Raw genomic sequence first — 23219 nt, 5'->3', positions numbered from 1 at the left:
AGTGACGAAGTAGCCCGAGATGTAGCCCTTGTCGAACCGCATGCCCTCGGTGAGCTCGAGCTGCAGGCCGAAGGTGTTGGACTCCTCGACGGTGATGACGCCCTCGTTGCCGACCTTGTCCATCGCCTCGGCGATCAGGTCGCCGATCGACTGGTCGCCCGCGGAGATCGCCGCGGTGGCAGCGATCTGCTCCTTGGTCTCGACGTCCTTGGCCGACTTCAGCAGGGTCTCGGTGATCTTCTCGACGGCCTTCTCGATGCCGCGCTTGAGACCCAGCGGGTTGGCGCCGGCCGCGACGTTGCGCAGGCCCTCTTTGACCAGCGCCTGCGCCAGCACGGTGGCCGTGGTGGTGCCGTCACCGGCGACGTCGTCGGTCTTCTTGGCGACCTCTTTGACCAGCTCGGCGCCGATCTTCTCGTAGGGGTCCTCCAACTCGATCTCCTTGGCGATGGACACACCATCGTTGGTGATCGTGGGAGCGCCCCACTTCTTCTCCAGGACGACGTTGCGGCCCTTGGGGCCCAATGTCACCTTTACCGCGTCGGCGAGGGCGTTCAGGCCCCGCTCGAGGCCGCGACGGGCCTCTTCGTCGTACGCAATTGTCTTGGCCATTGCGAAGTGATTCCTCCGATTAGGGGATCGCACGTTCATTGGTCGGGCGCAGTGCCCGCGACGGACGACTGGGGCTGTGCTCGCAGAACTTTGCGGCCCCGGTCTCACCGTCCCGACCTAGCACTCACCGGTCGCGAGTGCCAAGGTCATTTTTAGCACTCGCCTATATCGAGTGCAAGGAGCCCCCGGGCTCATCGCGCCGGGCGTAGACCGTCGATCACGACGTGGGTGACTCTTTCGGCCCGGCCCTTGTCGTAGCCGTGCATGGCCTGACACCCCACCATCAGCGCCTTGATCTCGGGTACGTCGACATCGAGGCGCACGCTCCCAGCACGCTGTGCGGCCACCAGCAGCTCCCCGATCAGGCCACGAAACGCCTGTTCGGCCTCGGGCGCGACGGACTCGACGTTGATTCCCAACCCGGCCAGCGCATCGACCAGACCCTGGTCGGTTGCACCCCAATCGAGCACCATCGACCGCAAGAACGCGAACAGCGCCTCGCCGGGCCCCGGCTCGTCCAGTAGGGCGCGACCGTCATCGATGATGCGCCGCAGCCGGCTTTCCACGACCGCGCTGAACAGGTCCTCCTTCGTCGGGAAATGCCGGTAGACGGTGCCGGCACCGACACCGGCGCGACGGGCGATCTCGTCGATCGGCACCGCCAAGCCATCGGCCGCGAAGGTGTCGTAGGCGGTTTCGAGCACCCGGGCACGATTGCGCGCCGCGTCAGCGCGCAGCGGCTTCGCGGGTTGCGCCATCGTTCACCACCCATCGGTTGACAAAGCGGGGCGTACGTTCCGTATAGTCGAATCAACCGGAGCGCACGCCCCGTTTACGTTACAGCTTAGGAGCCCGTTCATGGCCAAGTGGACAACAGCCGACATTCCCGACCAGACCGGCCGCGTCGCCGTCATCACCGGCGCGAACACCGGGCTCGGCTACGAAACCGCGGCCGCGCTCGCCGCCAAGGGTGCGCGCGTCGTGCTCGCGATCCGCAACATCGACAAGGGCAAGGACGCCGCCGCGCTGATTCTCAGGCGCTCGCCCGGCGCAGACGTGACGCTGCAGGAGCTGGACCTGACGTCGCTGGACTCGGTTCGCGCCGCCGCCGAGCAGCTTCGGTCCGATCACGATTCGATCGACCTGTTGGTCAACAACGCCGGCGTGATGTGGACGCCGAAGTCGACCACCAAAGACGGCTTCGAGCTGCAGTTCGGCACCAACCACCTCGGTCACTTCGCCTTCACCGGCCTGCTGCTGGACCGGCTGCTGCCGGTCGCCGGCTCCCGGGTGGTGACCGTCAGCAGCATCGGCCACCGCATCCGCGCCGACATCCACTTCGACGACCTGCAGTGGGAGCACAGCTACAACCGGGTCGCGGCCTACGGGCAGGCCAAATTGGCCAACCTACTGTTCACCTATGAACTGCAGCGCCGACTGGCTGCACACGGGACCACGATCGCGACTGCCGCTCACCCGGGCGGCTCGAACACCGAATTGACCCGCAACCTGCCCGCTTGGCTTGCGCGGGTCGTCCCGCTGATCGAGCCGCTGTTCCAGGGAGCGGACATGGGCGCCCTGCCGACACTGCGTGCCGCGACCGACCCCGGTGTGCTCGGCGGGCAGTACTACGGTCCCGACGGCTTCGGCGAACAACGGGGCTACCCCAAACTCGTTGAGTCCAGCAAGAAGTCACACGATGCCGACCGCCAGCAGCGGCTGTGGACGGTCTCCGAAGAGCTGACCGGCGTGGTCTACCCGCTCTGATACCTCAGGGCAGGTCGAGCAGCTGCTCGTAGAAACCGCCGACACGATGGTCCGGGTCGTTCAAATGGATCTCGAGAATCCAGTGACAGACCCGGCCCTGCGGGTCGGGGCGACGCATCGGCTTGGTCGACCCGGGCGTGACATACCACTCGGCGTCGTTGCCGACGATCTTCTTGTGCGGGAATTCCCCGAGCAGATGACCGGCGATCGGGCTGCCGAACTCGAAGCCCTCGGCGTGGGCCAGTTGTACGCAGTGCTGGTACAACTCGGCGCCGGTGACTTGTGCGTGCGCCTCGAAGTAGTCCCGCCCGGCCTGCCATACCCGCGGTAGCGCGTCGCGGACGGCCAGCTTGTGCGGGTCGTCGCCGAGCACGAACGTGCGGCCGAAGTCGGCCTCCCACTCCTCGAAGATCGGACCCAGGTCCAGGAACACGATGTCGCCGTCGGCGATCACCCGGTCCGGTGGATGCTGCTGGAAAGGTTGCAAGGTGTTCTCGCCGGCACGCACGATCCGCCGATGCCAGTGGGCTGTCACCCCGAGTAGCTCGGCGGCCAAGTCGCGGATCTCATCGGACAGTTTCTTCTCACCGACGCCGGGGCGGATCAAGCCACGTTGTTCGATCTCGCCGAACAGCTGCGCGGCCTTATCCTGGGCATCGAGAAGCCGTTCCGTGCGGGCGTTTTCGTCGGCGATCGGCTTCTGCACAGCAACGATGCTAAGACACAGCCGCGACCGCAACGGAGCTACTCCTGTCGCTCGTGGTGCCGCCCTACCCGCCTGCCCGCTACACAAAGGACGAGCCGGAGGTCAGCGCATGGCTCAGGCGATCTGACGAGCCGGCGGATTACCAGACCTACGGAGTCAACTACCACTACCTGGCCAACCAGCAGGCAACCAGTGGCGACTACGGCCTCTACCGGGTCGATATCGACCCGGCCGGTGGCGGCCCCCCGGCGCACTTCCATCGCGCCATGTCCGAGGCGTTCTTCGTGCTTTCCGGAACCATGAAGCTTTATGACGGCAAGGAGTGGGCAGACGGCCATCAAGGCGACTTCCTCTACGTTCCGCCCGGCGGGGTTCACGGTTTCCGCAACGAGGCCGACGAGCCGGCCTCGATCCTGATGCTGTTTGCGCCGGGCGCGCCGCGCGAGGCCTACTTCGAAGGGTTTTCGGCGTTGGCCGACATGACCGACGACGAACGTCGGGAGTGGTTCATCCGCCACGACAACTACTGGGTGCAGTAAACGGCGGCTTCAGCCCCACTGCGCAAAGTAGGGACGCGTCGGCTTGCTCTTCTCGACAAGGATGAACACCACTCCCCATGGATCGACGAACCACGTTGTCCGGACCCGCGCCACGTCCGCAATGCCGTCGACAAGGAAGCGCACCCCGTTGGCCTCCAGATGGGCCCGGGTGGCGTCGAGGTCCTCACAGATCAACCCCACATGCGACAACCCGTGGTCGGTCAGCGCCGCGGCGTTGCGCTGCCCGCCGCCGGCGACGCCGAGATACTCGATTACCTCGAGGACCCGATCGCCGTCGTGGTCGAAGCCGACGATGGCGGCTTTCATCGTCGGATCGGACACCAACTGGCCCATGTCGTCGCGAATCGCGTCGCCGGCCATCACATAGGGTGGCGACAGCACGCGCATGCCTAACACGTCGCGATAGAACGCCACCGCCGCCTCGCAGTCGGGCACGCAAACCCCGGTGTGGGCCAATCCGGTAATCACGCTCTGCACAATGTCAAAAGCGCGGCGATCGCACCAGGCCCGATGCTTCACTGCGGGGCGACTCGCCGCCCTTCCAGCGGAGATGCGCGCCCGGATGTGCTTGCCCTAGACTGCATCCCGACCAGATAGGAGTCTTGAGGGTGCGGGCAGTTGAAGCGCCCAGCACCCGGGCTTTGCGGGGCTGGCAGCGGCGAGCCTTGGTGCGGTACTTAACCGCGAAACCACGTGATTTTCTGCTGGTCGCTACCCCCGGCGCGGGGAAGACCGCGTTTGCTCTACGCATCGCCGCCGAGCTGCTCGCCGATCGCACCATCGAGGCGATCACCGTTGTGGTGCCCACCGAACATCTCAAGGTGCAGTGGGCGGCGGCAGCCGCCGACGACGGCATCGCACTGGACCCGAAGTTCAGCAACCGCGCCGCGCACACGTCGGCGGAGTACCACGGCGTCGTCGTCACCTACGCGCAGGTGGCCAGCCACCCCACCCGCCATCGGGTCCGCACCGAGGGTCGGCGAACGCTGGTCGTCTTCGACGAGATTCACCACGGCGGCGACGCCAAGAGCTGGGGCGACGCCATCCTGGAAGCTTTCGGTGACGCCACTCACCGATTGGCGTTGACCGGCACACCATTTCGCAGTGACGACGCCGCGATCCCGTTCGTTCGCTACCAGCCCGACGGCGGCGGTCTGCTGCGATCGCAGGCCGATCACACCTACGGCTACACCGACGCGCTGGCCGACGGTGTGGTGCGCCCGGTGGTGTTCTTGGCCTATTCCGGCGAGACGCGCTGGCGCGACAGCGCGGGCGCCGAATATGCGGCACGGCTCGGGGAGCCGGCCAGCGCCGAGCACACCGCCCGCGCCTGGCGCACCGCGCTGGACCCGGCCGGCGAGTGGATGCCCGCGGTCGTCACCGCGGCCGATACCCGGCTGCGACAACTGCGGGCCGGTGGTGTTCCTGACGCCGGCGGGATGATCATCGCATCGGATCAGCAAGCTGCACGAGCTTATGCTGTTCTGCTGAAACGGATTACCGGCGAGGAACCGACAGTCGTCCTTTCCGATGATCGCGGCGCTTCGCGGCGCATCGCACAGTTCTCCGCGGGCACCAGCCACTGGCTGGTCGCGGTGCGGATGGTGTCGGAGGGTGTCGACGTGCCGCGGCTGGCGGTCGGCGTATATGCCACCAGTGCCTCCACTCCGCTGTTCTTCGCGCAGGCGGTTGGCCGTTTTGTCCGGTCTCGACGGCCCGGTGAAATCGCGAGCATATTCCTGCCGTCCGTGCCGACACTTCTGTTGCTGGCCAGTGAGTTGGAGGCACAGCGCAATCACGTTCTCGGACAACCCGATCGGGAGGCCGACGAGCTGGCTGAGGCGCAGCGCCGTCAGGACGAGCCGTCCGAGATCGAGAACAGGTTCGAGTCGCTGGGTGCCGATGCCGAACTGGACCAGGTCATTTTCGACGGCTCGTCGTTCGGCACCGCGACTCCCGCCGGCAGCGACGAAGAGGCCGACTACCTGGGCATCCCGGGGCTTCTGGACCCGGGGCAGATGCGAGAGTTGTTGCGCCGCCAGCAAGAACAGCAGTTCGACCGCCGAACCCGCAACGGCGCGGCCACACCCGAACCGGTCACCCGGCACGGCCAACTGCGCGACCTCCGCCGCGAGCTCAACGCGCTGGTGTCAGCGACGCATTATCGAATTGGCAAGCCGCATGGGTGGATTCACAACGAATTGCGCCGCCTCTGCGGCGGACCGCCGGTAGCTGCGGCGACGAGCGAGCAACTTGCCGCTCGCATCATCGCGGTCCGCGGGCTGACCGCCTGACCCAGCGCCGAGCGTGCACTCAGGGCGGAAAATCTGCCGAAACTTCGCCGTCAGTACACGTTCGGCGAAATCAGCGGGTCGCCCAGATACTGTCGGCCACCCACGGCGACGCCTCAGCCGCTACCGCCCAGACCAACTCTTCCGGCACGTCGATCAGCGGATAGCGCTTGATGCCCGCGGCGGTCGCCGCCACCAGCGTCGCGACCTTGGCCCGGCGCTGAAAAGGCGACTGCCGCACGGTCCAGCTGATGATCCCCGCCGTGGCGAGACAGTCGCGGCGCCGTTCGACGCTACCCGCGCGCATCACCAACCAGCCGTCGTGAACCCGGTGCCCCAGCGCGCTGACCCGGTCGGCGGCCAGCAACGCGCACCACGCCGTCACCGCGATCCATGCCGGCCACACCCACACGGGCACAAAGGAGTTCCCGACAACGGCAGTCGCCACGGCCAGCGCCACCCCCGCCAGCGCGGGAATACCGAGCGCGCGCGTCCATCGTCGCGCTGCCGCGCGGCGGCCGTGACCGCGCAGCGGGCCGTTTACGACATCCCGGTCGCCGACCAGCTCGATCAACACCGATTCGGCAATGGACACCGGACACGGCGGCAGCAACACCGACGCCTCGCCGGCACCGTGTACACCGGTCATCACCGCGTCCAGGCGGGCGCCGCCGAACGCGCGCACCAACAAGGGTTGCCGCAACGTCCCACCCCGCAACCTGCTCATGTCGTAAGCACGCTCGCGAAGTCTCAGCAGGCCGTGGCGCAGGTGCAGGACATCCGCCTCACGCAGCAGCACCAGGTTTCCATAGGTCACCAGCGAACGCAGCACCGCGAGCAACACCGAAGCAACCAGAATCAGCGCCCCGACAACCTCGACGGTGCCCGCCGTGCCCAACCGTTGGGCGGCGGCCAGCGCCGACTCGACCAGCCGCGAATGCTGCAGCGGCCCAACGGCTCCGCTTTCATACACCACACCGGCCGCGGCTGCCAGCGACAGCAGCCCCGACACGCTCAACGGCGAGTATCTCAACCACGACGGCTGCCAGCGCGCCAGCACTGCACCGGTCGCCGACGGCTCCGCATTCGCCGTCTCGACGGATTGCGACGCGCCGGCCAGCAGAATCGCCTGCAGTCGCGGTATCTGATCGACGGGTACAGCATTCAGCTCGAAGACCCCGGACCCGTTCTCGCCCTTGGCTTCTTGGCCCGTGTTCACCCGCAGCACGGCCAGACCCAGCAGCCGGTGCAGCAACCGTGCGTCGGTCTGCACCGAACGAATCCGGTTGAGCGGCACCGACAGAACCTTGCGTTGCAACAAGCCGGTCCGCAGCTGCAGTTGGCCCGAACGCGGGTCGGCGTCGATACGGTAGCCGGTGCTGACCCAGCGCGCAACGCCGATCACGACGGTGAATACCAGCACCGCGACCGTCCAGGACTGGTTGCCGGTGGTGGAGCCAAGGATGACCGCGCCGATCAGCCACGGTAATTCGCGCAGCAGTTCATGCACCGGGTGGACCAACAGCATCCTGGGGCTCAGCCGCTGCCAGGCGATTTCGGGCCGCCCGGCGGCAGTGCGGGTCATGTTGCGTCCTCGGCGCCGATCGCTGCGATGTCGGTCAGTTGCGCGACGGCGCGGTCGGCCACGTCGACGTCAAGGGCGACGATATGCACCGCCCCCGCCGAAGATGCGGTGGTGACGGTGATGTTGGCCAGGCCGAACAACCGGTCCAACGGGCCGCGGTAGGTATCGACGGTCTGCACCCGCGAGATCGGCGCGATGCGCCTCTCCTGAACCAGCCACCCGGTGCGGGTATACACCGCCTGCGGGCCAATTTCCCACCGGTGCACCCGGTATCGCCACACCGGCACGACGGCGAGCGAGACCACCGCGCCGAGCACGGTGACGACGCCGACAAGAATGTGCAGCCACGGCATTCGCTTGTCGAACTCGAACCACACCAGTTGGCCGACCGCCAACAGCAGCCACGGGATGACGCCGCCGACCGCCCACCGCAGCGGCGCGCGGCGGCTGGGCAGATGGGCGGGATCGACCATGCCCGCGACGGGCGGGTCAGGCGTGCGGTTGTCCACGCCATCGAGAATGCCACCGACGTGGTGGCGGACCGCACCGACACGGCGATACCGACCGTGCATGAGTATCGTTTTCGGGGATGAGTTCCCATGACAAATGGACCACGGCCGACATACCGGACCAGCGCGGCCGCGTTGCCGTCGTCACCGGCGCCAACACCGGGCTCGGCTACCACACCGCGGCCGCACTGGCCCAAACCGGCGCCCACGTCATCCTGGCGGTACGGGATCTGGAGAAGGGCAATCTCGCGCTGGCACGCATCGTCGCCGCCTGTCCGAACGCCGACGTCACGCTGCAAGAACTCGACCTGGGCTCGCTGGCGTCGGTACGCGCCGCCGCCTCGGCGCTGCGCAAGGCCTACCCGCGCATCGATCTGTTGGTCAACAACGCCGGGGTGATGTGGACATCCAAGCAACTCACCGCCGACGGGTTCGAATTGCAATTCGGCACCAACCATCTCGGCCACTTCGCGCTGACCGGGCTGCTGCTGGACAACCTGCTCGCGGTGCGCGGCTCGCGGGTGGTGACCGTGAGCAGCACCGGCCACCGGCTGCGTGCCGCGATCCACTTCGACGATCTGCAGTGGGAACACAGCTACGACCGGTATGCCGCCTACGGCCAGTCCAAGCTGGCCAACTTGCTGTTCACCTACGAGCTGCAACGTCGGCTGGCCAGCCAGCAGAAGAACACCATCGCCGTGGCCGCGCACCCCGGCGCCGCCAACACCGAGCTGGGACGCAACGTGCCGACGCTGGTCAAACCACTGTTCGCGCTGGCCGGTCCGCTGCTGTTCCAGGGCGCGGCCATGGGCGCCTTGCCCATTCTGCGCGCCGCCGCCGACCCCGATGTGGAGGGCGGCCAGTACTACGGCCCGGACGGCCTGGGTGAGCAGCGCGGCCATCCCAAGCTGGTTTCCTCCAGCGCGCAATCGCACGACGAAGAACTGCAGCACCGGCTGTGGAAGGTGTCCGAAGAATTGACCAGCGTCCCCTATCCGGTCTGACGGGCCTCGCGGCTCCGTAAGATGACCGCGTGGCACGACGTCCCCGCATGACCGCCGAGAACCCGACGGTCACCCCGCGGCACCTGATGTCGCTGGTGCGTTCGACCGTTCCGCCGGTGCATCCGGCCGGGCTCCCATTCATCTCCGCGGGACTGGGTCTGGCTCTGGTCGGCCGCCGCTCGCGCTGGCTGCGCCGGGCCGGCCTGCTGGCCGCCGGCGCCTGCGCCGGCTTCTTCCGGCACCCGCCGCGTACGCCGCCGACCCGGCCCGGCGTCGTGGTCGCGCCGGCCGACGGCCTGATCTGCCTCATCGAATCGGCTGCCCCGCCGCCCGAATTGGAGATGGGCGACGCCGACCTGACGCGGGTCAGCATCTTCCTGTCGCTGTTTGACGCCCACGTGCAGCGAGCCCCGGTCAGCGGCGAAGTGATCGCCGTGCAGCGCCGGCCCGGTCTGTTCGGCTCGGCCGACCTGCCGGTGGCCAGCGAGGCCAACGAGCGCAACAGCGTGCGGATCCGCACCGAGGACGGCGTGGATATCGTCGCCGTGCAAATCGCGGGCCTGCTGGCGCGCCGGATCGTCTGCGACGTCCGCACGGGCGACAAGGTCTCGATCGGCGACACCTACGGCCTGATCCGGTTCGGGTCACGCCTGGACACCTATCTGCCCGCCGGCGCCGAAGTGTCGGTCAGCGTCGGTCAGCGAGCGGTCGGCGGCGAGACGGTGCTGGCGCAGCTGCCGTGATTTCTAACAAGCCTCGCAGCAGGCGAGTGGTCAACCTGCGCATCCTGCCCAGCTCGATGAGCGTGCTGGCGATCTGCGCCGGGCTGACTTCGATCCGGTTCGCGCTGGAGGGCCGGCCACACGTCGCGATCGCGCTGATCGCCGCCGCAGCGATCCTCGACGGGCTGGACGGCCGGGTGGCCCGCGCCCTGGACGCCGAGTCGCGGATGGGCGAAGAGATCGATTCGTTGGCCGACGCGGTGAACTTCGGCGTAGCCCCCGCGGTGGTGGTCTACGTGTCGATGTTGTCCTCGTTGGCGGCGGGCTGGGTCGTGGTGCTGCTGTACGCGGTGTCAATCGTGTTGCGGCTGGCCAGGTTCAACGCGCTGCTCGATGACGCCAGTCAGCCGTCGTTCGCGCGGGAGTTCTTCGTCGGTGTGCCGGCGCCGGCCGGCGCGATCTGCGCCCTCGGCCCGCTTGCCGCCAAGCTGCAGTTCGGCGCGGGTTGGTGGACGTCGCCGTGGTTCGTCTGCACGTGGGTGGCGGCCTGCTCGATGCTGCTGGTGAGCCGGATCCCGATGCGCAAGATGCATGCCGTCTCGGTGCCGCCGAACCTGGCCGCGCTGCTGCTGGCCGGGCTGGCGATCGTCGCGGCCGCCGCGTTCCTGTTCCCCTACATTCTGATCATGGTGATCATCGCGGCCTACCTGTGCTACATCCCGTTCTCCGTCCGCAGTCACCATTGGCTGGCCGCGCATCCCGAGGCATGGGGTGAGAAACCCAAGCAGCGACGCGCCACCCGGCGCGCGATCCGACGGGCACAGCCCAACCGGCGATCGATGGCACGACTGGGACTGCGCAGGCCCACCGGCCGGACATGACAACCCCTGCCCGGCTCACCTTGACCGCTCGGCTGAACACGTCGGCCGTCGACTCCCGCCGCGGCGTCATCCGACTTCACCCCAATGCGATTGCCGCCCTTGGCATTCGGGAGTGGGATGCGGTAGCGCTGACCGGGTCGAGGACCACAACCACGGTGGCCGGGATGGCCGGCCCGCAGACCCCGGTCGGCACCGTGCTGCTCGACGACGTGACGCTGTCCAACGCCGGGTTGAGCGAGGACACCGCCGTCATCGTCGCCGCCGCCACCGTGTACGGCGCACGGTCGGTGACCCTGAGCGGCTCGGCGCTGGCCAGCCAATCGGTGCCGCCGGCAACGTTGCGGCAAGCCTTGCTGGGCAAGGTATTAACGGTCGGCGATGCGGTGTCGCTGTTGCCGCGGGACCTGGGACCCGGCACCTCGACGTCGGCGGCGGCGCGTGCGCTGGCCGCCGCGGTGGGCATCAGTTGGACGTCGGAACTGTTGACGGTGACCGGGGTTGATCCGGCCGGGCCGGTGAGCGTGCAGCCGAATTCCTTGGTGACGTGGGGTAACGGGGTCGCTCCAACGGATGCCGACGCGCCCGGCAGCGCGGCGCAACCCGCGCGGCCCGCAGGCCCGCTCACCATCGACGACCTCAAGGGTGTCAGTGCGCAGGCCGCCAAGCTGACCGAGTGGCTCAAGCTGGCGCTCGACGAACCGCACCTGTTGGAAACCCTCGGCGCCACAACTAATTTGGGAGTACTGGTGTCGGGTCCGGCCGGTGTCGGCAAAACCGCGCTGGTGCGCGCTGTCTGCGCAGGCCGACGGCTGGTGGAACTCGACAGCCCGGAGGTCGGCGCGCTGGCCGCCGACGACCGCCTGCAGCGGGTCGCCACTGCGGTGACGAAAATTCGCGACGGCGGCGGAGTGCTGCTGATCGCCGACATCGACGCGCTGCTGCCGGCCACCGCCGAACCGGTTGCGACGCTGATCCTTGCCGAGTTACGCAAAGCGGTCGCGGCGGCGCGGGTCGCGGTGATCGTCACATCGGCGGTTCCGGAGAACCTCGATGCGCGGCTGCGCGCCCCGGACCTGTGCGACCGCGAACTGGTGCTCAGCCTGCCCGACGCGCCGACCCGCACGGCACTGCTGCAAAGCCTGCTGAACCACGTGCCGACAGAGGATCTCGACTTCGCCGAGATCGCGGACCGCACACCGGGTTTCGTGGTCGCCGATCTGGCTGCGCTGGTTCGTGAGGCGGCACTGCGCGCCGCGGCGCGGGCCAGCTCCGACGGCAGCGCGCCGAGGCTCACCCAGGATGACCTGCTCGGCGCGCTCACCGTGATCAGGCCGCTGTCGCGGTCAGCCACCATGGAGGTGTCGGTCGGGTCGATCACCCTCGATGATGTCGGCGACATGACCGCCACCAAGCAGGCGCTCACCGAAGCGGTGCTGTGGCCGCTGCAGCATCCAGACACCTTCGCCCGGCTCGGGGTCCAGCCGCCGCGCGGTCTGCTGCTGTACGGACCGCCGGGCTGCGGCAAGACCTTCGTGGTCCGCGCACTGGCCAGCACCGGTCGGCTTTCGGTGCACGCCGTCAAAGGGTCTGAGCTGATGGACAAATGGGTCGGCTCCTCAGAGAAGGCGGTCCGCGAACTGTTCGGTCGGGCCCGTGATTCCGCGCCGTCGCTGGTCTTCCTCGACGAGATCGACGCGTTGACGCCGCGGCGCGGGCAGAGCTTCGACTCCGGCGTCACCGACCGGGTGGTGGCGGCGCTGCTCACCGAGCTCGACGGTATCGAGCCGATGCGTGACGTCGTGGTCGTCGGCGCCACCAACCGGCCGGATCTGATCGACCCGGGGCTGCTGCGCCCCGGCCGGCTGGAAAAGCTGGTGTTCGTCGAACCACCGGATGCACAAGCGCGAGTGGACATTCTGCGCACCGCGGGTAAGTCGATTCCACTGCGCGACGTCGACCTTGACGCGTTGGCGGCCGACTTGGACGGATATAGCGCTGCGGATTGCGTGGCGTTGTTGCGCGAGGCCGCGCTGACCGCCATGCGGCGCTCGGTCGACGCGGCCGAGATCACCGCGGCCGACGTCGCTGCCGCGCGCGAAAACGTCCATCCGTCACTGGATTCCGCGCAGCTGGCCGCACTGCGCGCCTTCGCCTCGGAGCGTTAGGCTAACTGCCCAGGGGGCCCAAGCGGTGTCCCGTCAGCCGGCGACCAGCGCTTGGATCAATCGGTTCATCACCAGGCCGGCTTCTTGGCGTGCCTTGTCGCGATCCTCTGTCCGTGCCACATAGAGGGTCACTTCACGCATCGCCGCGAGCATAGTCAACGCCGTCGCTTCGACCGGCTGCGCCGGGATGCGGCCGATCTCGATGGCGCCGGCCAGCAGATCACGCACCAGCCCGATGTTGTAGCGGTTTCCGATCTCGGTCCATCGCGTCCAGCCCAGCACGGCCGGGGCATCGACGAGCACAATGCGCTGCACTTCCGGGTCGGAGCAGACCTCCAGCCAAAAGTCCACACCCAGCCGCAGGATGGTAATCGGATCGGTCTGATTGGATGCGGCGATCGCCTCACCCATCTGCGCGGCCAACTCCCCTTCGACTTGTTCGAATACCGCTGCAAACAGCTCAGTCTTGTCGGCGAAGTGGTGATACAAGGCGCCTCGGGTCACGCCCGCCGCACGCACGATCGCCTCGAGCGCGATGTCCGCGAAACCCTGCGCGGCGAACAGCCGACGGGCCGCCGCGATCAGCGCCTCGCGTGTCCCGGCAGCCCGCTCGGCTTGCGTACGACGGGTTGCATCCATCAACCGTTGCCTTTCATACATACGGTATGTATCTTCCTACATACCGTATGTAGGTATTAGACCGAAGCTCGGACGAGCTTGCTGATCTATTCAATAGGAAGGAACACCGAATGTTGAGTTCCGCACTGAAGGCGATCGAGGCCGACCGCACCGCACTCCTCTCACGCTGCCGAGCAGCAGACGACTCCGTCTGGACCAAGGCCACCGGCTGTCCCGGCTGGACCGTGCAGGATGTCGTGTCGCACATGGCCTGCAGCTTTTGGCTGGCCGTGGACATGGCGAAGCTGCCCGACTCCGCGGGACTACCCGCCGAACGCGCCGCCGATTTGTATGTCGAGTCACGCCGCTCCATGACGCCCGAAGAGGTTGTGGCCGACTACGAGTCGGTCAGCATGAGAGGGCTCGAACTGCTCGCCGCAATCCAGGGCCAGGATGTCGACGTCCCCCTTGGCGACGTCGGCACTTATCGGGCGTCAGTCGTGCCCACTGCGTTCGCCTTCGAGCACTTCGTCCACATCAGATACGACCTGTTCCCGCCGGCTGGACCGTTCGGCGGACAACCGCCGGCTTCCGACGAGTTACGCCTTGCGCCCACCCTGGACTGGATCGAGGCAGCACTGCCCCAGCAGAACAGCGGACTCCTCGACAGCCTGGATAACGCGGTCGAGGTGCGCATCACCGGGGCTGGTGGGCGGAAGCTACAAATCGGCGACGCAGAGGTGGGCGCCCAGATCGATGGTGACTCAGAGCAATTCGTGCGGTGGGTTACCCAACGCGGCAGCTGGGAATCACTGGGCGTCGACGTGCAAGGGGACCCTGCCGCGCTCGAGGTGGTTCGCCGGCTCAACGTGTTCTGACGCCGACCGGACATTTATGCAGTTAACTGCAAGATTGCGCTTTACTGCATAGCGGGCCTACGATGACCCGCATGACGGCGACGGAAAAGACGGCACGGTCGGTGACCGACTTCATGGACGACCCGATCAGCTTCTTCGGCCAGTCCTACACCCGGATGCACAGCATCGACCGGCGTGAGCTCGAAGCGCTGCAACGACAAGCCATGTGCATCCGCTTTCAGCAGCACCGCGAGAGCATCGAAATGCTGCGTAAGCTGGCGGACCGGCTCGGGATCACAGCGCTCAGCGAATTCAATGACGTCGTGCCGCTATTTTTCTCGCACACCGCCTTCAAGTCATACCCAGCGGCGCTGGTTGACAAGAAACGGTTCGACCTGATGACCAAGTGGCTGGACAAGTTGACCAGCTACGACCTATCCGGCGTCGATACCGCGGGCTGCACCGGGATCGACAATTGGATCGACCGCCTCGACGAGCAGACTCCGCTGGAGGTAATCACCTCCAGCGGCACCACCGGCACCATCTCGATCCTGCCCAAAGACAAACGCGGCGCGTCGGACGGCATGACGCTGTGGAAGATCTGCCTGTTCCAAACCTTCGGTCAAGAACCGACCGACAAGGAGCTGAACCCGGCGGTGGATGTGGTGTGGCCGAACTTCGCCAACGGCAAGCTGGGTCATCTGCGCATTGCCAACATGATCAAGCGCGGATTCACCGGCGGCGACGAGACCAGGTTCCACGCGCTCTACCCGTTCGCCGTGGACACCGACCTGATGTTTCTGGCCTCCAAGATGCGGGCGGCGGCATCCCGCGGCGAGTTGGACCGGCTCGAGATCGATCCCACGCTGGCCGCGCGCAAGGATGAATTCATCGCCATGCAGGCGCGCCAGCCGCAGGACATGGACGCGTTCTTCACCCGCATCACCGATCAGCTGCGCGGCAAGCGAGTCTTCATGCTGGGCACCTACCACCTGATGTACGACATCGCCAAGGCCGGTCTGGAGCGCGGCGTGCGCAATGTCTTCGCGCCGGATTCGGCGATCCTCACCGGCGGCGGCATGAAAGGCGTTGCGCTGCCCGACGATTTCATGGACGTCATCAAGGCCTTCCTGGGCGTCGACCGCATCCAGGTCGGGTACGGCTTCTCCGAGTCCAGCACGTTCCACTGGGGTTGCAGCGAGGGCCGCTACCACGTGGCGCCGTGGGTCATTCCCTTCGTGCTCGATCCCGAGACGAGCGAGCCACTTCCCCGCACCGGTGTGCAGACTGGCCGTGCGGCGGTCTATGACATCTTGCTGCGCGCCCACTGGGGCGGCGTCATCTCCGGCGATGAAGTCACGATCGACTGGGACCTGCAGTGTCCGTGCGGACAGGCCAGCGTTGCCTTCGAGCCCGACATCATGCGCTATAGCGAGAAGCAGGGTGTGGAGGATGACCGGATCACCTGCGCCGCAACGCAGGAAGTGCACAACGAAGCGGTGAACTTCATGAAGGGCATCGAACTGTGATCGCCTACACCGTTCCGCTGTTCCTGCGCGGACGGGTCATCACCGATCACCTCGTGCCGTTCGATGCCCGCGTGGGGGCCGCGCAATTCCAGGCGCCGGACATGACCAAGTACGTCGAGCAACTGCCGCTCAACAGCCCTGCCGAAATGAGCGACCTCTACGAATTGAGCTTCGACGAGATCCTCGACGTGCTCGAGGCACTCGGCGACGCACTGGATTTCGACTCGAACGCTCACCTGCAGGCGGCCTATGAAGCCTCGCTGGTGGCCAACGTGCTTCCGCCGGAGATGATGCAGAACAGCTATCGCATTCTGCGGCCGCTGTTTTCCCGCGACAACGTCACCGAAATCGCCGAAAGCCAGGTCGGGCTGAATTACCTCAACGGCTGGGTGCCGCACACGTTGCGCGACGGCCGCGAACTACGGGTGCGCGCCTTCGGATCCCGAGTACTGCACATCCCGGCCGGCAACGGCGGCTTGGTCTCGGCGGTGACCATCCTGCGGTCGGTGATCACCCGATCGGACGTGATCATCAAAGCGCCGTCCAATGATCCACTGACCGCGATCGCCATCGCCCGCACATTGGCTGATGCCGCGCCCAACCACCCGATCACCAAGCATCTGGCGGTCGGGTATTGGAAAGGCGGCGATCTGGCTGTCGAGGAAACCCTTTACCAGCCTCAGCACATCGAAAAGATTGTCGCATGGGGCGGACTGGCATCGGTCAAGCACGTAACCCGTTATATCCAGCCTGGTTTGGAGCTGATTGCGCTGGACCCCAAACGCAGCGCGACCATCATCGGCCACCAGGCATTCGAGGACGACGACACCATGCACGAGGTGGCCCGCCGCGCCGCCACCGACATCGGCGTCGCGAACCAGGAGGGGTGCGCCAACGCCCGAGTCATTTATGTACTCAGTGGAACCGACGCCGACGGTCTGGCGAAGGCGAACCGGCTCGGCGAGTTGATCTATAGATATCTGGTGTCGCTACCCGCCGTTGTCAGTACCCCGCCGCGCTATCCCAACCGGGAGCTGCTCGACCACGTAGAGGCCTCGCGGATGACCGAAGACTTCTATCGAGTGATCGGCGGCGAGCAGCGCGAGGGCGCGATCGTCGTCTCCCAGTTCGACGAGCCTGTCGACTATTCACCAATGCTGTCCGGGCGGGTCGCCAATATCGTGCCGGTGGACACCATCGACAAGGTGGCCGCCGCGGTGAACGCCTACACTCAGACCATCGGCATCTACCCCGAATCCCTCAAGCGCCGGCTGCGAGACACGTTGCCGCTGTTCGGCGCCCAACGGCTGACCAGCCTGGGCTACGCCTGCAGCGTCGCGATCGCCGCGCCGCAGGACGCCATCGAGCCGATCAGGCGGATGTGCAAATGGGTTGTCGACGAGGAATGCGACGCAGACGTCGTCATCCCGCTGTGGAAGCTGACACCCGCATGACCGAATCGCCCAGTGCCCTGCAACTCGTTGACGGTATTGACCTGTCCGGCAAGGTGTGTGTGATCACCGGTGCCTCGTCGGGGCTGGGTCGCGAGTCGGCGCGGGCGTTGGGCGCCGCGGGCGCGCAGGTGATCCTGGCCGCTCGCAGCACCGATGCGCTGGCCGAGACGGCCAGCTGGATCCGCGCCGAGGTGCCCGACGCGCGAATTTCCACGGTGCATCTCGACCTCACCTCGCTGGCCAGTGTGCGCACCGCGGCCACCGAGATCCGCAACGCCACGCCGGTGATTCATATCTTGATGAACAACGCCGGTGTCATGTTCACGCCGTTCGGCCGCACTCGAGACGGTTTCGAAATCCAGCTCGGCACAAATCATTTCGGGCACTTCGAACTGACCCGACTGCTTGTTCCACAGCTCGCCGCCGCGGCCGGCGCCCGGCTGGTCATCCTCTCCTCCGCGGGGCACGTGCTGGGCGACGTCGACTTCGACGATCCCAACTGGGAGCATCGCGACTACGACAAGTTCGTCGCTTACGGCGCATCCAAGACGGCGAACATCTTGCACGCTGTCGAAGCCGACCGACGCCTGCGCGAATCGGGGATCCGCGCCTACGCCGTCCATCCCGGCACGGTAGCCACGTCGTTGGCACGGTATATGTCCCGGTCCGACTTCTCCCAGCTACGCAAATACGCGGTGGCCAGCGGCACCGCTCGCGGCGAATCGACCGACGGCTACTTGGATTTCACCACGCCGGAATACGGTGCGGCCACCCAGGTATGGGCCGCGGTGAGCCCGGAACTGGCCGACCGTGGTGGGCTCTACCTCGAGGACTGCCGAGTCAGCGACACGGTCGCACCCTATGCGTACGACGCCGAGCGCGCCGCGGCGCTGTGGGATCTCTCCGAGAAATTGTGCACGGCATCGTGAACAGACATGAACGGCGAAAACTCGAGGTGCGCGAAAAGATCCTGGCCGCTGCCTTCGATCTGTTTCTTGCCCGAGGTGTCGCGGCAACCACCATCGAGGAGATCTGCGAGCGCGCCGACGTGGCCAACCGAACGTTCTTCAACCACTTCGCCACCCGTCAGGACATGATCCGCGCGTTGTCGGAGCGGCGACTGGTCAATCTGCACGACGTCTTCTTCGATCGCGGCGACCAGTCGATACCGGTGCGTCTTACCGGTGTGTTCGACGACATCGCCACGGCGCTGGGCAAATCGAGCGACACTTACCGCGAGCTGATCGGGGAAATGCTGACCACCAGCGGCTACGGCATCCAGCGCGGATTCAACCTGCACGACACCTTCGTCGAACTCGTCAAAGAGGGCATCGCACGCGGAGAAGTCAGCACCCGACACGATGCGGAAACGTTGGCCGACATCATCGTTGGCGCGCTGTCCGGCGGCATCGTCAACTGGACCGTTGACCGGACCTATTCGCTGGAGGCCAACCTGCACAATCTCGGAGTCGCGCTGGCAGAGTTGCTCACGGTGTGAGGCGGGCTCGCCCGTCTGTGATCACGGCATCTGTTCTGGTTCTGGCAGGGGCGTCCAGTCGGCCGAAAGCCGCGCACTGAACCGCGGCGTCCGGCGCTCCAGAAAAGCTGCGACTCCTTCGCGGGCATCATCGGTGCCCATCACCCGATGGTGCAGTTGAGTTTCCAGCCACGCGACCTGTCGCGGGGTGTAGCCGTTGATCGCGGTGTCCCACAGCAGCCGCTTAGACAACGCCGCCGACATCGGCGCCACATTGGCCGCGATGTCTCGGGCCATCTCGACAGCGTGGTCCACGACCTGCCCGGCGGGCAGCGCTTTATTGGCGATACCGAATGCGACGGCTTCGGCCCCATCGAAAGTGCGTCCGGTGAGCAGCACTTCGGCAGCCACGCCCAGGTTTGTCAGCTGGGCCAGCGTCCAGTGCGACGTGCAGTCGGGTATCACTCCCCGACGGACTTGCACCACACCGTATTTGGCGTCTGCAGCGACGATCCGGACATCTGCCTGCAATGCGATGGTCAAGCCGATGCCGATCGCGTGGCCGTTGACCGCGGCGATCACCGGCTTGCGCAATTCGAACGCGGCCGGGTCGATCGGCGACGCGGAGAACGCGGCGTCGTCCGTCGGGGTTTCGAACGGCGACGCGCTGCCCGAGAAATCCGCGCCGGCACAGAATGCCCGGCCCGCGCCGGCGAGCACGATCGCCCGGACGTCGTCGTCCTCGTCGCAGTCCCGGTATGCCCGGCTCAACTGCGCGCCCATCTCGGCGGTATAGGCGTTGAGATGGGCGGGGCGGTTGAGCGTGAGCACCGCAACACCCGCGTTGACGTCAACCAGCACATCGGTGCCCACGCATCGAAGTACACCACGCGACCTCGGGCTAAGCGCATGATTTGCAACTTCATTAGCCTGGTTTGATGGCACGCACTGAGGACGACGGCTGGGACATCGCCGAGGGCGTCGGCGCGACGGCGCTCGGCGTCGCCATGGCGCGAGCCGCTGAATCCGATTGCGACTGCCCGCTGTTCATCGACCGGTATGCGCAGCTGTTTGTCGACGCCGCAGTCGAGCGCGGGTGGGACTCCTCGGGGACCGGTGCACGGCTGCCGTTGATCAACGCCTACACCGCGGTGCGTACCAAATGGTTCGACGAGTACTTCATCGCCGCCGGCGCCAACGGCATCGACCAGGCCGTGATTCTGGCCGCCGGCCTGGACGCCCGCGCCTGGCGGCTGCCCTGGGTCGACGGCAGCGCGATCTACGAGATCGACAAGCCGCAGGTGCTCGCGTTCAAGGCTGAAACCCTGACCGCACGCGGCGCCCAACCTGCCGCCAAGTACCGGGCGGTGCCGATCGATCTGCGGGCCGACTGGCCGACAGCCCTGCGCGAGGCGGGTTTTGATCCGTCGACACCGACAGCGTGGTCAGCCGAAGGTCTACTGCCCTACCTGCCGGCCGCCGGCCAAGATCTGTTGGTCGAGCGGATCGTGCGGCTGAGCGCCGCCGGTAGCCGGATCGCGGTGGAAGCCCCGAGCCCGGATATTGCCGATCGGTGGTTGACGGCGGAACGCGGCTGGGCGATCACCGCGATCGAGGCGCTGGAGCTGATGCGGCGCTACGATCGCCCGCCGGGCAGCGACCCGGCGCGCAGCGTGTTCATCGAAGGTCGGCTGCACAAGGCTCGCCGCCTTGATTGATCGGCTACTGCGAAAGCTGAAACTCGATCACCGCGGCGACGGAATCCACTGCCTCGCTCAGCGCCGCGAGCCGTTCGGCGGCCGTCGGCGCGGCGAGCACCGAGTAGCGGTCGGCCGGCCCGATCGGAATGCGGGATGCCAAGGCGTACAGGCGTTCTCCGGGATCAGCGGCGTCAGCGCCGGTGCCAAGCACTTCTTCCCGGTCTGGCACCGGAAGATCGCGGGCGTCGGCAATGCGCTCGAACAGCGCCATCATCCGGTCTTCGAGCTGCTGCAGTTGACCTGCATTCACCGGCTCTCCCGCCTCGTCCGGCCACTCCTGCACGACGGCCCGCGGGTACGGGTCGTCGCGCAGCCACTCGCACACCTTGATCCGTTCGGCCGTCCGGCAGCGCAGCATAAATCGGCCAGAGCCGGCGTCCACGCATTCGGTGATCCTGGCCACGGTCCCGACATCGCACCGGACGTCACCGCCACCGACTTCGCGACCCTGCGAGATCAGCACCACACCAAACCGAGGATTGTTGTCGCGCATGCAATCTCGCACCAGCTCGGCATAACGCGGCTCGAAGATCTGCAGCGGCAGATCCTCGCCGGGCAGGAACGCCGATTGCAGCGGGAACATTGCCAGCGGGCCGAAATCGGCTGTGGGCTCCATTAGATCTCCAACTCGCGGACCAACGCGTCGACGACGGCCCGTAGATCTCCGTCGTGTTCCTCGGCGACCCGTCGCTGCCGTTGATACGACGCGCCCCGCCGCGGGATGTCGGCCACCGCGGCCAGCTCGTCGACGCAATCCAGCGACTTGGCAACGGGTTCCAACCGAGTCAGCACGTCGTCGAGTTCTTCGGTGACCAAGCGCTCGTTGCTGTCGGCGTCGAGGATGATGATCGCGTCCAACCCGTATCGCGCGGCGCGCCATTTGTTTTCCTGATTGTGCCAGGGCGGCATGCTCGGCAGAGTCTCACCGGCATCCAGTCGCCGTTCCAGATCGACCACCAGGCAATGCGTCAACGCGACCAGCGCACCGAGCTCGCGAAGGTTGGACACCCCGTCGCAGATCCGAACCTCGAGAGTTCCGTTGTGCGGCGAAGGCCGAACGTCCCAGCGCACCTCGTTGACGTCCTCGATGATCCCCGTCTTTTTCTGGTCGTGGACGAAACCCTCGAACTGGTCCCACTTTTCGAACTGGAACGGCAGACCCGCGGTGGGCAGTTGCTGGAACATCATCGCCCTGTTGCTGGCGTACCCGGTGTCGTCGCCGACCCACCACGGCGACGATGCGGACAGCGCCAGCAAATGCGGATACCAGTTGAGCAATGACGACATGACCGGCATGACCTTGTCCGGTGAGGAAACTCCGACGTGCACGTGAACTCCCCAGATGAGCATCTGACGACCCCACCACTGGGTGCGCTTGATCAGCTCGGCGTACCTCGGTGCATCGGTCAGCTGCTGCGAAGACCAACTCGCGAACGGGTGGGTACCCGCACCGAACAGCTCCATGCCGCGCTGCCGAACGATCGGCAGGACGGCACTCAGGGTGGACCGAAGATCTTCCATCGCCTCTGCGGTGCCGTCGCACACGCCGGTGACGACTTCGACGGTGTTGCGCAGCAATTCCTTGTGCACATGCGGGTTTTCGCCGATCTCGGCGAAAACTGCGGTGGCTTCGTTGCTCAGGTCGCGCGTCTGGGCGTCGACGAGTGCGAACTCCCATTCGACGCCGAGTGTCGGGCGGGGCGAGGGCGCGAACTTCACCGTGATAGCGGTACCCCTGTCCGACGAGGAACTAACCGGAGCCGATCACACCGCAAGCCACCCGCTTGCCGGCGTCCCCGGTCATCAACGTGGTCTGGTCCGGTCCGGGTGTGCCGTTGACCTGGTTGTAGCGATCCGCCGGGATGTTTCCGAAGTTGTCGGCCCCGGCGTGGATGACGATCGAGGTTCCCGCACCGGCCAGCAGGTCGGCTTTGGTGAACCCGTCGGTGGTGGTCTCGAGCAACGCCCCACCGTCCTTGCGGACCTGCAGGGAGGTCAGGTCGCCGCTTCCGTGGTCGTGACCGGGCGCCTGAAAATGGCCGCCCGCGGACAAGAAGTCGCCGGGTGCACCACCGTTCGGGGCAGTTGAATTGGCTTCGCACTTTCCCACCGAGTGGACGTGGACGCCGTGGAAGCCGGGGCTCAGCTGGCCGGTCCCGGTGGTCTCGATGGTGATCGTCACATAGCCCTGGTTGAACTCGAACTTAGCCGTGGCGACCTTCGTCCCGTTGGGCGCGTTCAGCTGCGTGGTCAGGCTGTCCGTTCCGCCCTGCTGACCCGTCTGCTCCGCACTCGACGGTGCCGGCGAGCCGGTCCAGATCGGCGGCTGAGTGCCCGGAGAAGTCGCCGGTGGCTGATTCGGCTTGCACGCGCTCATCAGCGCGACCGAGGCGACGAGCGGAACCATTGCGGTGGCTGCGGCGAATTTGCGGCTGCTGGCTGGGTTAAGCATGGAGAGAGCCTATCCCGGCGACGATGCGGGTCGGCACGACCCGCTGAGGAGCGGGATCGTTGGGCCCAGCCGGCGACGATGCGGGTCGGCACGACCCGCTGAGGGGGCGGGTTCGCTCATTGTTCACCTTGGTGATCCATGTGGTAGCCGAGCAAACCACCATCGAGGGCCGCGGATCGGCGCCAGGATCGATGATCGGCGCCGACGGGCTCATCGGAGCCGAACTCGTCGCCGAATTGGCCGCCTCGGCCAAGTTGATGGCTCTGGTCC

25 protein-coding genes are annotated in these 23219 nt (G+C 66.5%); 14 read left to right on the top strand and 11 right to left on the bottom strand.

Annotated elements, in window-relative coordinates; translation table 11 throughout:
• Both VGG53_RS22995 and VGG53_RS22990 read right to left on the bottom strand, forming a co-directional pair.
• Positions 1-612 (bottom strand): TCP-1/cpn60 chaperonin family protein (locus tag VGG53_RS22995; protein ID WP_331520427.1); only part of this gene is annotated, 612 nt, incomplete at its 3' end.
• 191 nt (positions 613-803) lie between these two features.
• Positions 804-1370, bottom strand: coding sequence for a TetR/AcrR family transcriptional regulator (locus tag VGG53_RS22990; protein ID WP_331520426.1), 567 nt, complete (start codon positions 1368-1370; stop codon positions 804-806).
• Between the two features lie 100 nt (positions 1371-1470).
• On the opposite strand from VGG53_RS22990, the gene VGG53_RS22985 reads away from it, so the two are divergent.
• On the top strand, positions 1471-2379 hold the full coding sequence (locus VGG53_RS22985; protein WP_331520425.1) for an SDR family NAD(P)-dependent oxidoreductase: 909 nt from the start codon (positions 1471-1473) through the stop codon (positions 2377-2379).
• A gap of 4 nt (positions 2380-2383) precedes the next feature.
• On the opposite strand, the gene VGG53_RS22980 is transcribed toward VGG53_RS22985, so the two are convergent.
• Positions 2384-3085 (bottom strand): M24 family metallopeptidase, encoded by a 702-nt coding sequence (locus tag VGG53_RS22980; protein ID WP_331520424.1) that lies wholly within the window; start codon positions 3083-3085, stop codon positions 2384-2386.
• Positions 3086-3129: 44 nt separating this feature from the next.
• On the opposite strand from VGG53_RS22980, the gene VGG53_RS22975 reads away from it, so the two are divergent.
• Positions 3130-3624, top strand: a complete 495-nt coding sequence (locus tag VGG53_RS22975) for a cupin domain-containing protein (protein ID WP_331520432.1) — start codon at positions 3130-3132, stop codon at positions 3622-3624.
• A 9-nt stretch (positions 3625-3633) separates the two neighbouring features.
• On the opposite strand, the gene VGG53_RS22970 is transcribed toward VGG53_RS22975, so the two are convergent.
• Positions 3634-4113, bottom strand: coding sequence for a VOC family protein (locus VGG53_RS22970; protein WP_331520423.1), 480 nt, complete (start codon positions 4111-4113; stop codon positions 3634-3636).
• Positions 4114-4253: 140 nt separating this feature from the next.
• On the opposite strand from VGG53_RS22970, the gene VGG53_RS22965 reads away from it, so the two are divergent.
• Positions 4254-5939, top strand: coding sequence for a DEAD/DEAH box helicase (locus VGG53_RS22965; protein WP_331520422.1), 1686 nt, complete (start codon positions 4254-4256; stop codon positions 5937-5939).
• A gap of 70 nt (positions 5940-6009) precedes the next feature.
• On the opposite strand, the gene VGG53_RS22960 is transcribed toward VGG53_RS22965, so the two are convergent.
• Positions 6010-7521: a PH domain-containing protein gene (locus tag VGG53_RS22960; protein ID WP_331520421.1), complete on the bottom strand. Its 1512-nt coding sequence runs from the start codon at positions 7519-7521 to the stop codon at positions 6010-6012.
• Positions 7518-7994, bottom strand: coding sequence for a PH domain-containing protein (locus VGG53_RS22955; protein ID WP_331520431.1), 477 nt, complete (start codon positions 7992-7994; stop codon positions 7518-7520). The genes VGG53_RS22960 and VGG53_RS22955 overlap by 4 nt, the downstream gene beginning before the upstream one ends.
• Positions 7995-8110: 116 nt before the next feature.
• Between VGG53_RS22955 and VGG53_RS22950 the strand changes: the two genes are divergently transcribed.
• Genes VGG53_RS22950 through VGG53_RS22935 form a run of 4 tightly spaced genes read left to right on the top strand, consistent with a single transcriptional unit; the run spans position 8111 to position 12802 of the window.
• Complete coding sequence (locus tag VGG53_RS22950) at positions 8111-9034, top strand: SDR family NAD(P)-dependent oxidoreductase (protein ID WP_331520420.1); 924 nt, start codon at positions 8111-8113, stop codon at positions 9032-9034.
• 29 nt (positions 9035-9063) lie between these two features.
• Positions 9064-9777: a phosphatidylserine decarboxylase gene (locus VGG53_RS22945; protein WP_414689036.1), complete on the top strand. Its 714-nt coding sequence runs from the start codon at positions 9064-9066 to the stop codon at positions 9775-9777.
• The gene (locus VGG53_RS22940; protein WP_331520429.1) at positions 9777-10637 is read left to right on the top strand and encodes a phosphatidylcholine/phosphatidylserine synthase; all 861 of its coding nucleotides are present in this window, start codon (positions 9777-9779) and stop codon (positions 10635-10637) included. The genes VGG53_RS22945 and VGG53_RS22940 overlap by 1 nt, the downstream gene beginning before the upstream one ends.
• On the top strand, positions 10634-12802 hold the full coding sequence (locus tag VGG53_RS22935) for an AAA family ATPase (RefSeq protein ID WP_331520419.1): 2169 nt from the start codon (positions 10634-10636) through the stop codon (positions 12800-12802). Before VGG53_RS22940 ends, VGG53_RS22935 begins: the two co-directional genes overlap by 4 nt.
• A gap of 33 nt (positions 12803-12835) precedes the next feature.
• Here the strand turns inward: VGG53_RS22935 and VGG53_RS22930 are convergent, their stop codons facing one another.
• Entirely contained in the window at positions 12836-13444 is a 609-nt protein-coding gene (locus tag VGG53_RS22930) for a TetR/AcrR family transcriptional regulator (RefSeq protein WP_414689038.1), read from the bottom strand.
• A gap of 107 nt (positions 13445-13551) precedes the next feature.
• Between VGG53_RS22930 and VGG53_RS22925 the strand changes: the two genes are divergently transcribed.
• From VGG53_RS22925 to VGG53_RS22905, 5 genes are all read left to right on the top strand, one after another.
• Positions 13552-14298: a maleylpyruvate isomerase family mycothiol-dependent enzyme gene (locus tag VGG53_RS22925; protein ID WP_331520417.1), complete on the top strand. Its 747-nt coding sequence runs from the start codon at positions 13552-13554 to the stop codon at positions 14296-14298.
• Positions 14299-14369: 71 nt separating this feature from the next.
• The gene (locus tag VGG53_RS22920) at positions 14370-15806 is read left to right on the top strand and encodes a hypothetical protein (protein ID WP_331520416.1); all 1437 of its coding nucleotides are present in this window, start codon (positions 14370-14372) and stop codon (positions 15804-15806) included.
• Positions 15803-17260 (top strand): acyl-CoA reductase, encoded by a 1458-nt coding sequence (locus VGG53_RS22915; protein ID WP_331520415.1) that lies wholly within the window; start codon positions 15803-15805, stop codon positions 17258-17260. Before VGG53_RS22920 ends, VGG53_RS22915 begins: the two co-directional genes overlap by 4 nt.
• Positions 17257-18189, top strand: coding sequence for an SDR family NAD(P)-dependent oxidoreductase (locus tag VGG53_RS22910; RefSeq protein ID WP_331520414.1), 933 nt, complete (start codon positions 17257-17259; stop codon positions 18187-18189). Before VGG53_RS22915 ends, VGG53_RS22910 begins: the two co-directional genes overlap by 4 nt.
• Positions 18186-18758 (top strand): helix-turn-helix domain-containing protein, encoded by a 573-nt coding sequence (locus tag VGG53_RS22905; RefSeq protein WP_331520413.1) that lies wholly within the window; start codon positions 18186-18188, stop codon positions 18756-18758. Before VGG53_RS22910 ends, VGG53_RS22905 begins: the two co-directional genes overlap by 4 nt.
• Before the next feature lie 21 nt (positions 18759-18779).
• On the opposite strand, the gene VGG53_RS22900 is transcribed toward VGG53_RS22905, so the two are convergent.
• The gene (locus tag VGG53_RS22900) at positions 18780-19610 is read right to left on the bottom strand and encodes an enoyl-CoA hydratase/isomerase family protein (protein ID WP_331520412.1); all 831 of its coding nucleotides are present in this window, start codon (positions 19608-19610) and stop codon (positions 18780-18782) included.
• 65 nt (positions 19611-19675) lie between these two features.
• On the opposite strand from VGG53_RS22900, the gene VGG53_RS22895 reads away from it, so the two are divergent.
• Entirely contained in the window at positions 19676-20455 is a 780-nt protein-coding gene (locus VGG53_RS22895) for an SAM-dependent methyltransferase (RefSeq protein WP_331520411.1), read from the top strand.
• Between the two features lie 4 nt (positions 20456-20459).
• Here the strand turns inward: VGG53_RS22895 and VGG53_RS22890 are convergent, their stop codons facing one another.
• Genes VGG53_RS22890 through sodC form a run of 3 tightly spaced genes read right to left on the bottom strand, consistent with a single transcriptional unit; the run spans position 20460 to position 22949 of the window.
• Entirely contained in the window at positions 20460-21113 is a 654-nt protein-coding gene (locus tag VGG53_RS22890; protein ID WP_331520410.1) for an LON peptidase substrate-binding domain-containing protein, read from the bottom strand.
• Entirely contained in the window at positions 21113-22222 is a 1110-nt protein-coding gene (locus VGG53_RS22885; RefSeq protein WP_414689037.1) for a glutamate--cysteine ligase, read from the bottom strand. Before VGG53_RS22885 ends, VGG53_RS22890 begins: the two co-directional genes overlap by 1 nt.
• Before the next feature lie 25 nt (positions 22223-22247).
• Positions 22248-22949 (bottom strand): superoxide dismutase[Cu-Zn], encoded by a 702-nt coding sequence (sodC, locus tag VGG53_RS22880; RefSeq protein ID WP_414689035.1) that lies wholly within the window; start codon positions 22947-22949, stop codon positions 22248-22250.
• Between the two features lie 59 nt (positions 22950-23008).
• On the opposite strand from sodC, the gene VGG53_RS22875 reads away from it, so the two are divergent.
• A partial coding sequence (locus tag VGG53_RS22875; RefSeq protein ID WP_331520408.1) for a DUF222 domain-containing protein occupies positions 23009-23219 on the top strand: 211 nt, incomplete at its 3' end.

This window comes from Mycobacterium sp. (genome assembly GCF_036490025.1).
In the GTDB taxonomy this organism is placed as follows: Bacteria; Actinomycetota; Actinomycetes; order Mycobacteriales; family Mycobacteriaceae; genus Mycobacterium.
This window is presented reverse-complemented; position numbering and strand designations above follow the sequence as displayed.